Genomic DNA, 9,384 nt, shown 5'->3' with positions numbered 1-9,384 from the left:
TCACTGCCTGTAGCTGATGACGCTCTTCTGCTGTCAGGCGCACAATGTATTTTTTCTGCATGGGACTCCGGCTCGCTCCCTACAGATTACCTCAATACTCCCGTTAACCCTAATTCTTAGAGTTGACGCTGCACTAGGTTTTAAGAAGTCTTCACCACAGAGACACAGAGGACACAGAGAAAGACTTGTCTGACTGGGGCAAATCAGTGTTTGAAATTCGGATTCCGTATGATTTAGGGTTGCTATAGTTAAAATATAAATCCAAAAACTTTTTAATTAAAGAAATATTTTTCTCGTATTTTTTGCGATTTAACACATTACCGTTTTTCATGTAAGATTAAACGATTGCCGTCGAGATCGTAAGCATAGATTTCGCGGCCGTGAGACGCCACTGTTATGTCTCTCGGTGGTGGATGACCCAAATCGTTTAAACGGACGATCGCGTCTTCTAAATTGTCCACTTCGACACACAAACTCAATCCACTTCTCGCCGGATCGTCGAACTCGCAAAAATGCGTTTTTTGAGGCTTAAAAATTACAAGTTTCAACCCCGGCATCCAAAACTCAGCATATTTACCTAAGATTTGTGTTTTTGGAGAACAGTCGAACAGGCGAGCGTAAAACCCAACCATTTCGTCAACATTATGACTCGCGATCGTCACGAAAATTTCAGAAATGTTCATCGTTCCTATTTGAATTTATACGAGCTTTACAATTTCAGTATTTTTACGGAGGCTAAAATCAAGCTTGTTTAAAGTTTATCGAACGACAGTGGCGATCGCGTTTCGACATTTCTATTCTGAAATTAGGAAGTTCACCCACTCCCGACCTGTCACATCGAGAGACCCCGTCAGAGAAACGCCATCGACAACGCGATCGCTCTGGCAGTATCTTTTCCCCCCGCTACAGTCGATGTAGCGATCGATGCCAGTAGACCCAGCGTCTTTGTACCTTGGCAGTCGTCTCACCGGCGAAGCCGGAACTTAAACCTTCTCTTCGGACGAAACCCCAGGCTCGACTCGTGTTCGTCTCGCCAACCGACTCCAAGCGATCGCAGGATCGTCCGACCCACCCGTGAGTTTGGTTTCCGCCTCCCCTCAATCTCGACCTGAAGTGTAACCGACAGACAGCCTCACCCCACAACTCGCACATCGCCGCTTCATTCCCTAAGCCCTCTCGCACAAAGCGTTCTACTCTTCCTCTCTCGACTCTCTCAATCCGTTGTCGTTAGTCATCCCCACCGCTTGCGGTGGGGTTTTCGTTGTGTTAAGGAACCGCCAGTTTCGGGCAAGCTTGTACTATTTTTAAGAATTAAGTCAAACTGAAATGAATAGGTTAAAAAAACTTAACCCCCTCTCCACCGGCGAACCGCCGCCTTTTACGACAAACGAACCAAGGTAATCTGACCTATGCATCTGAGTGAAATTACTCACCCGAACCAGCTAAAAGGGTTGTCAATTCACCAACTCGAAGAAATTGCCCGTCAAATTCGAGAAAAGCATTTACAAACCGTCGCCGCCAGTGGCGGACACCTCGGCCCCGGATTGGGGGTCGTCGAACTCACTCTCGGACTCTATCAAACCCTCGATCTCGATCGCGACAAAGTCGTCTGGGACGTCGGACACCAAGCCTACCCCCACAAACTCATCACCGGACGGTTCGATCGCTTCCATACCCTGCGCCAAAAAGACGGTGTCGCCGGATATCTCAAACGCTGCGAAAACCAATTCGACCATTTTGGCGCCGGTCACGCCTCCACCAGCATCTCCGCCGCCTTGGGGATGGCCTTAGCCCGAGACTTACAAGGCGATAACTACAAATGTGTCGCTGTCATCGGAGACGGGGCGTTGACTGGGGGAATGTCCCTCGAAGCCATCAACCACGCCGGACATCTCCCCAAAACCAACCTGTTGGTGGTTCTCAACGACAACGAAATGTCGATTTCGCCTAACGTCGGCGCGATTCCCCGCTACCTCAACAAAATGCGCCTCAGCGACCCCGTGCAGTTCCTGACCGACAATTTAGAAGAACAATTCAAACACTTACCTTTTGTCGGAGAAACCTTCACCCCCGAAATGGAACGGGTCAAAGAAGGGATGAAACGCCTCGCCATCCCCAAAGTCGGCGCTGTCTTTGAAGAACTCGGCTTTACCTACATGGGCCCCGTTGACGGCCACAACCTCTCGGAACTGATCGAAACCTTTAACAAAGCACATCATATTGAAGGCCCCGTTCTGGTTCACGTGGCCACGGTTAAAGGAAAAGGTTACGAAATCGCCGAGAAAGACCAGGTTGGATATCACGCACAGAAACCGTTCGACTTGGCAACGGGGAAAGCGTATCCCTCCAAGAAACCCACTCCACCAAGTTACTCGAAAGTTTTCGCCCAAACCTTGGTCACGTTAGCGGAAGAAAACCCGAAAATTGTGGGCATTACCGCCGCCATGGCCACGGGAACTGGGTTAGAAAAACTGCAAGCCAAGTTGCCAAAGCAGTATATCGACGTTGGGATTGCCGAACAACACGCTGTGACCTTGGCGGCGGGATTGGCTTGTGAGGGAATGCGTCCGGTGGTCGCCATTTACTCGACGTTCCTACAACGGGCGTTCGACCAAATTATTCACGATGTTTGTATTCAAAATCTCCCCGTGTTCTTCTGTATGGATCGGGCGGGAATTGTGGGTGCAGACGGTCCGACTCACCAAGGAATGTACGATATCGCCTATCTGCGCTGCATTCCCAACATCACGATTATGGCACCGAAGGACGAGGCGGAAATGCAGCGAATGTTAGTCACGGGAGTCGAGTACACCGAAGGTCCGATCGCCATGCGCTATCCTCGCGGTAGCGGTTACGGTGCGCCGTTGATGGAAGAAGGCTGGGAACCCATCGAAATTGGCAAAGGTGAAGTGTTGCGCCGTGGCGACGACGTGTTACTCGTCGGGTACGGAACGATGGTCAATCCGGCGTTGCAGGTTGCCGAAATTCTCAGCGAACACGGGATCGAAGCCACGGTGGTCAACGCACGGTTCGTCAAGCCGTTGGATATGGAGACGATCGCGCCGCTGGCACAACGTATCGGTAAAGTCGTCACCCTCGAAGAAGGTTGTTTGATGGGCGGTTTCGGTTCGGCGATCGTCGAAGCGTTGATGGACGAAGATGTGGTGGTCCCGGTGAAACGATTGGGAATTCCCGACAAACTCGTCGACCACGCGAAACCGGACGAGTCGAAAGCGGATCTGGGGTTAACGCCACCTCAAATGGCTGAGACGATTCGGAAATCGTTTTTCAGCGAGTCGAAGTCTACTGTTAACGTGTAGGGTTCGAGGCGATCGGGTGGGTTTCGGCTCGCCCGATCGCGATAAGGCTTCGAGACTTGCTGTCGATATCCAGGCCGAAATCCCAGACCGAACTCTACATCAGCTCGATCGCCCATCGGGGTGGTTTTGTATGTTGTGGGTTAGAAGTGGCTCGGGTCGGACTTGAACCGACGACCTTGGGCTTATGAGTCCCCTGCTCTGACCAGCTGAGCTACCAAGCCATGTTTTTCTCAGGCATTTACCACTATAACAGATTTTTTCGGGTTGTGAAGGGAAATCCTTAAATGTAAATTTAGTTTAAGTTATGGTTTTCATAACAGAGAATTATGTTATCTTAAATATCGAACACTGTAGAGCGAAAAAAACAGCAAGCTTCGCTCGAATCGGGAGAGAGACAATAGTTCAGTGTTCGCCCCAACTGGTTGTCTCATCGCTGATGTTCTCCAGCCTGTACCGCCGCTAATGAGTGGTACGCCCGCCGCACAGTGCGGAGTTAAACCATACCTGAAGTCCGGAAAGACCAGACGATGCAGGATATCGATATTGGAGCCAACAGCGATCGCGTGTAAACCTTATCGTCAGATAACGTTACTGTTTGGTTTATTGCTGGACCCCTCTTTTTCCGACCGCCCGAATCTTCGGGGTGGCACTAGAAAACAAACCTATCTCAACAACGGGTCTGGTGCTGATTCGGTTGCTCCCCAAATAAAGCCCGCCTTCAATGCTATAGAACTGGAGTTACTCGATTTGTCAAGCTTTGGCAGCGGGGTGGGCTAGGGGAGGACACAGGCTGTACGGCATCCCTTCCGTACAAAGTCAAATATTCTCGCTCGGAAGACGTGAAGATGGAGCGTCGCCGAGAAGTTGAAACTATCGAATTTGTTTGAAAACTCTATCGCTTGTTTCCTAAGAGCCTGGCTGTCGCAGCTAGGCTCGTCGCGTTGTGGGAGGAAATTGCCAAAACTGAAAATCGCGATCGCGATCGCAATAGGATAAAAAAAGAAGCGTACAGCAGAGAAAGGAACCAAACCTGATGGGGAGAGCGGAAGCGTTAGCGCGTCAGTGGCGATCGCGCCTCGAGCGAGAACATCCCGAACGATCGAGCCAAACCTACAGCGGTATCGTGTGTTGGTTGCTCGGAAGCGATCGCGATCGCCTCGACGAGTTCGACGAGTCCCGACGCCAAATCGCCGAACAGTCGATGGAATTTCGTTACGACATCCTCCGTCAGCGATATCTCAACGTATCCCCCGAAGCGGGCTATCGCCATCTCGTGCGACGCTTGGGAAGCCTCGTCTTGCTGAGAAACAAAATTCGCACGTGGGTCGCCCTCAGTCGAGACCGACGGCGTACCGTGGTGGACGTGGTACAAGAGGTCGTTCAAGAAATGCTCGACAGCGATCGCTACCTGCGCCGAGAAATGGAACGTATCGCCACCTGTACCGACGAATCCCGTTTGCGAAACGCCCTCGTCCTGGCCAGCTTAGAAGAATACTGTTTGCGTCCGGTACGCAACCAACCCCTGCTGGTGTATCGCTTCGTCAACTACCTGCGGCGATCGCAACGGGGCGGACTCACACAAGTTCCCACCGTCGAACTGATCCGTCTCGTCTCCGCTGAAGTCGCCCCGTCCGACAGCGACGATACCGTCAACCTCATCGACGCCCAAACCCTAAACCAATACGACAGCGATCGCGCCTGGGAAGAACAGCAAACCCTGCGAGACCTCGTCGCCCGAGAATTCGCCCAGTACCTCGAAGACAATGTCAGTCCTCTCGCCGCCCAATGGCTCGCCCTGTACCTCCAAGGATACTCGCAAGACAACATCGCCAAACAGCTCGACGTTCCGGTCAGAGACATCTACCGACTGCGCGAAAAAGTCAGCTACCACGCCATTCGCGTCTTTACCCTCAAACAATCTCCCGAACTCGTGGCCAGTTGGCTGAAGATCTCACTACAAGACCACCAGTTAGGTTTGACCCCCAGCGAGTGGCGACAATTCCGCGATCGCCTCACTCCCCAACAGCAACAGATCCTCGAGCGCCTCAAAGACGGCGAGACCCCCGAGCGTATCGCCGAAGCCCTCGATTTAAAAAGCAGTCAAGTCATGGGAGAGTGGAGCAAACTCTATCTGAGCGCCCAACAAATCCGTAATTCTACGGAATGACGCGATGTCAGAAACCGAAATCGAACCTAAGATAAGAATAGCTTCGTAGCTCGATGTTTTGCGCCGTACGTGCCTCTCGTAACGCGGTGCGATCGAGCGAGCTTGCTTGAGCTATCGAGGAGTCATCGGTGTGCGTCTGTCCCAGCTTGGAGGGCTTACCCTCCGTGAATTCTCGTATGAGATTTTCATGAACTCCGATTGGATTTTCAACTCGATCGACAAACTCATCCCGTTTGAAGTTTGTCTGTACCATCAAGTCGTTCCGCTCTCAATGGAAGGGAGTCGCATCTACCTAGGAATGGTCGATCCCGACGACACCGCTGCTCTCGAGTACCTGCGCCAACTCCTGAGCTATCTCAACTGTTCGATCGTACCTCGGAGTATGGCAGCCCGCGAACACCAAGCCATTCTCTCGGCGTATCTCAACCACACCACCGACAGCACCCCCGACACCTCCACGGTGCAACGCGACAGCAAGTCCGTTACTGAAGAGGAAGCCCCAGAAGTGCCTACGATACAGATAAAAGCGCGATATCTCGCCAGTCCCGTAAGCGTTCTCGCCACGCTTGCGCCAGCTCAAATCGTCCCCGAACTCCTCGCACGAGTTTTGATGGGGGGAATCGGACGGTTGCACTTCGCCCGTCAAGCCGAAAGCGGACGCATTTTGTGGAGTCAAGATGGCGTTCCCCAATCGGTACTCGATCGCCTACCCCTCGAAATTTTTCAAAGTATTATCAACGAGCTGAAACGATTTGCAGACTTACCCCTGCTTCCCGTTCGCCAACAAAAAGAGGTCGAACTCGAACGGCTGTATAACAGTACGCGGGTGTTGCTCAAACTGCGAGTCATGCGCGGAGACTACGGTGAGGAAGCTACGTTACAAGTCTTGCGCGGGGCTGCGCTCAAGTTTTACAACCAGCAAAAACTGATCGATCTCAGTCAAGAAGTTCTCCTGACCGCACAAACGTTGCAAAAAAAGCTCGAAGAAATTCGCAACGCCTACGAACGCAACCCAAACTTATCTCACAAAACCTTAGAAGTGTTACCGGCGTTAACGCAAGTTCTCGAACGCGTCGAAGCAGAAATGGCGACCCTACGCGATCGCACCTGAGCGTCGCCAATAGATACTCGACCCGCGCCCAACGGCGATCGCCTTTTAAAATTCGAGTATATTGAAGTTTGGAGCTTTTGCGAAACCCGTGCGTTCGTATTCGATAGCTCGACCCTACAAACTCTTTAAAGTGACTGAAAATCGGGGTGCAGCGCGATCGCGTTCAGGAGTTAAACTTACCCATGTCATCGATGCAACGTTTGTTTTTACGCCACAGACATCGTCTCTTTATCCTATTGTTGGCCGCCTTAACGGCCGTTGTCGTGGCCGTTCCCCATTTTTCCGCCACCGCTCAAATCACCCAAGCCACGATCGTCGAAATTCTCGATAGCGACGAAGTGTTTGTCGAAGAAGAAAAAGCCGCCGTCGATAGCATCGCCGATTTCGGACAAAACGTTCACACAGAAGAGGCTCGAGCGGGACTGGTATTTATCAACGACCTCGCAGTCGGACGGTTGGGGGAAGATTCTTCCGTTATCGTCGGTCAGTGCGTCGAAGTTCAGAACGGACAACTCATCGCCAGCGGTCCGGTCAATGGCTGTCTGTCGGGATTTCTCGTCGACGTGCGCGGTACGATTTTTATTGTCGATGCCGACGACAATAAGGGAAACTTTAAAGTATTAGAAGGAAATATCCAGGTTCGCAACCCAGACCGAGGACAAGAGATCGAAGTCGGTCAGTTGCAGCAACTCGGACGCCTCGATCGCGACGAACCCGAAGTGAGTCGGATCGACTTTGAAGATTTGGTTAAAATTTTAGCAGGTGCGTTTTTCCGAGGATTTGAAGTTCGCCTTCCGAACGAAGAAAAGTTAATTGCAATTTGTAACGAAGAGCGAATTCGTCTTATCCAAGAAGCTGGAGACGCCGGGCCGATCGTGGCGTCTCGTTTGCCCCAATGTCCGACAGAATTGGGTGTTCGTGTCGAACCGCCAGTTCGCCTTCCCTTTTAATATACTGTAGGTCGAGGGATACGGGTGAGATATTTGTCTTCTATACCCGTATTCTCGATCCGCGTATCGCGCTTATCGCGACAAAAACGGAATATCAGATCGGACGTAGTTTAAAGTCATTTTCACGTTGAAGTCTGTGTCAAAATGTCTACTTTATTGATTTTTTAGTCGAGTTTTTGTCTCGACTCTTCAATTCTCGAGACACCTGTTGTTTTTTTAAATAAGTTTTTCGCTATGGCACGCTATAAAGAATTCGATCGAGAAGATATACTCGAAAAAGCTATGAAAACCTTTTGGCAATATGGATATGAAGGGACTTCTATTCAAATTCTCGTCAAGAGTACGGGAATTCATCGTGGAAGCTTGTACGATACGTTTGGCGATAAGCGATCGCTTTTTTGTGAAGTTTTAGAGTATTACAACAAAACGATCGTCGGTTCGGCGCTCGAGCGTTTAGAAGATCCCAATTCTTCTTGGAGCGATCTGGTCGATTTTTTTAATAGAATCATTGAATTTAGTCTTTCAGATCGAGAGTGTAAAGGCTGTTTGCTTGTCAATTCAGCGATCGAATTTTGCCCTAACGATTCAGAAATTTCTCGATCGATTCGCGCTCAATTTAAACGAATAGAGCGAGCGTTTTTCAATACCTTAAACAACGCAAAAAACAGAGGTGAAATCCCTAAATCGAGAGATGTTTATACCTTGGCTAAATATTTAACTTGTAGCTTAAAAGGATTGCGTGTTACTGCCAAAATCGATCCGACTCGAGACTCTTTAGAACGAGTTCAGAAATCGATTTTAGCGACGTTACAAACCCAAGCGATCGCCCCTTAAAGTATCGACGTTACAACGCTCGCCCATCCCTGACAACCGTGAGTCGGGGCGACTTCCCAACCGCGATCGCTCAACCGGGGATGGGGACGTCCTAGCATATCGGGGACGACGATCGCGCGATCGACCGTTTCCAGAAGTTCCAAATCGTTAGGGCTGTTTCCCAACCCCACCGTCACCAAATCTTCCGTATCGCGACGAAAGCGATCGATCAGCCAGCGCACCGCCTTTCCTTTCCCCGCATTTTTACCAATTAAATGAGAAAAGCGATCGCCGACGACAACACGATAGCCCACGCTGGCCACCACTTCTTCGAGGGTTTTCGGATAGAGGTCTTTCGGTGTCACGAAAGGTTCCGTAAAATCGCGAGTTTTGGCGCGTTCGGCATCTTCGAGAGACAACCCCGTTAATTCCACCACCTCATCGGGACTCAAATCGCCGAAGCCGTGAAGTTCCTCGCCCAAACGAGTCGCCACCTTCATTAACTGTTGTCGGGCTTCCGAATAGGTCGAGCCGAAACGTTTGAGGTGATATCCTTCCCAAGTATCCGTATCAGAAACATCGAAGCGATCGTCTCCTCGCGCCACGAACACCCCGCTTCCGTTTTCCACGATAAAGGGATCGTTCGATCCGATTTGTCGGCGCAACAGTTCTACTTCCGCCCGAGTTTTACTCGTCACGGGAATCACGGGAATTTTGCGATTTTTCAACTCTTGCAACACCGGAAGCGCCGCATCGTAACGATAATCCTCAGAGTTGAGGAGCGTTCCGTCGAGGTCGGTAAACACGATAAAAGCCATAATGTTTGGTAATACACTCACAATTTAAGATCGAAATTTGGGTCTTCGGAGTTTGAGGTGATAAGGGCTCTTCCGAACTTAAGATGCAGAATCAATCTGAAAAAATCATAGAAAGCTGACTCCTAAGCTCAAAGTTGCAGAAATTACGAAATCCATAAGCTTTGCGTTTAATCAGCTTTAACTTGTTGTTTAAACCTTCCACAAT

At 50.4% G+C, this 9,384-nt stretch carries 9 protein-coding genes and 1 tRNA gene; 5 read left to right on the top strand and 5 right to left on the bottom strand.

What is annotated here, in order from left to right; all coding sequences use genetic code 11:
• Positions 1 to 317: 317 nt before the first annotated feature.
• Together POG22_RS01205 and POG22_RS01200 are read right to left on the bottom strand one after the other, a co-directional pair.
• Positions 318 to 683 carry a VOC family protein gene (locus POG22_RS01205; RefSeq protein WP_498903147.1) on the bottom strand — a complete coding sequence of 122 codons (366 nt, stop codon included), beginning with the start codon at positions 681 to 683 and terminating at the stop codon, positions 318 to 320.
• Between the two features lie 111 nt (positions 684 to 794).
• Complete coding sequence (locus tag POG22_RS01200) at positions 795 to 968, bottom strand: hypothetical protein (protein ID WP_498903146.1); 174 nt, start codon at positions 966 to 968, stop codon at positions 795 to 797.
• A gap of 441 nt (positions 969 to 1,409) precedes the next feature.
• On the opposite strand from POG22_RS01200, the gene dxs reads away from it, so the two are divergent.
• Positions 1,410 to 3,320, top strand: a complete 1,911-nt coding sequence (gene dxs, locus POG22_RS01195; protein WP_498903145.1) for a 1-deoxy-D-xylulose-5-phosphate synthase — start codon at positions 1,410 to 1,412, stop codon at positions 3,318 to 3,320.
• Between the two features lie 147 nt (positions 3,321 to 3,467).
• On the opposite strand, the gene POG22_RS01190 is transcribed toward dxs, so the two are convergent.
• Positions 3,468 to 3,541, bottom strand: a tRNA-Met gene (locus POG22_RS01190).
• An 812-nt stretch (positions 3,542 to 4,353) separates the two neighbouring features.
• Here POG22_RS01190 and POG22_RS01185 point away from each other — a divergent pair.
• The 4 genes from POG22_RS01185 (at position 4,354) to POG22_RS01170 (ending at position 8,382) form a co-directional block, all read left to right on the top strand.
• The gene (locus POG22_RS01185; RefSeq protein ID WP_063715250.1) at positions 4,354 to 5,487 is read left to right on the top strand and encodes a HetZ-related protein 2; all 1,134 of its coding nucleotides are present in this window, start codon (positions 4,354 to 4,356) and stop codon (positions 5,485 to 5,487) included.
• A 187-nt stretch (positions 5,488 to 5,674) separates the two neighbouring features.
• The gene (locus tag POG22_RS01180; RefSeq protein ID WP_063715248.1) at positions 5,675 to 6,598 is read left to right on the top strand and encodes a GspE/PulE/PilB domain-containing protein; all 924 of its coding nucleotides are present in this window, start codon (positions 5,675 to 5,677) and stop codon (positions 6,596 to 6,598) included.
• A 191-nt stretch (positions 6,599 to 6,789) separates the two neighbouring features.
• The gene (locus tag POG22_RS01175) at positions 6,790 to 7,548 is read left to right on the top strand and encodes a FecR family protein (protein WP_498903143.1); all 759 of its coding nucleotides are present in this window, start codon (positions 6,790 to 6,792) and stop codon (positions 7,546 to 7,548) included.
• A 234-nt stretch (positions 7,549 to 7,782) separates the two neighbouring features.
• Positions 7,783 to 8,382: a TetR/AcrR family transcriptional regulator gene (locus POG22_RS01170; protein WP_063715245.1), complete on the top strand. Its 600-nt coding sequence runs from the start codon at positions 7,783 to 7,785 to the stop codon at positions 8,380 to 8,382.
• Here POG22_RS01170 and POG22_RS01165 read toward each other — a convergent pair.
• The gene (locus POG22_RS01165; protein ID WP_063715243.1) at positions 8,379 to 9,179 is read right to left on the bottom strand and encodes an HAD-IIB family hydrolase; all 801 of its coding nucleotides are present in this window, start codon (positions 9,177 to 9,179) and stop codon (positions 8,379 to 8,381) included. The genes POG22_RS01170 and POG22_RS01165 overlap by 4 nt on opposite strands.
• A 91-nt stretch (positions 9,180 to 9,270) precedes the next feature.
• Positions 9,271 to 9,384, bottom strand: a 114-nt coding sequence (locus POG22_RS01160) for a transposase (protein ID WP_498903148.1), incomplete at its 5' end; no start/stop codon positions are given.

The sequence above is a fragment of the Geitlerinema sp. CS-897 genome (assembly GCF_028368005.1).
Lineage (GTDB): Bacteria > Cyanobacteriota > Cyanobacteriia > Cyanobacteriales > Geitlerinemataceae > Baaleninema > Baaleninema simplex.
The sequence above is the reverse complement of the archived record's forward strand: the minus strand, read 5'-3'. Positions and strand labels throughout refer to the sequence as shown.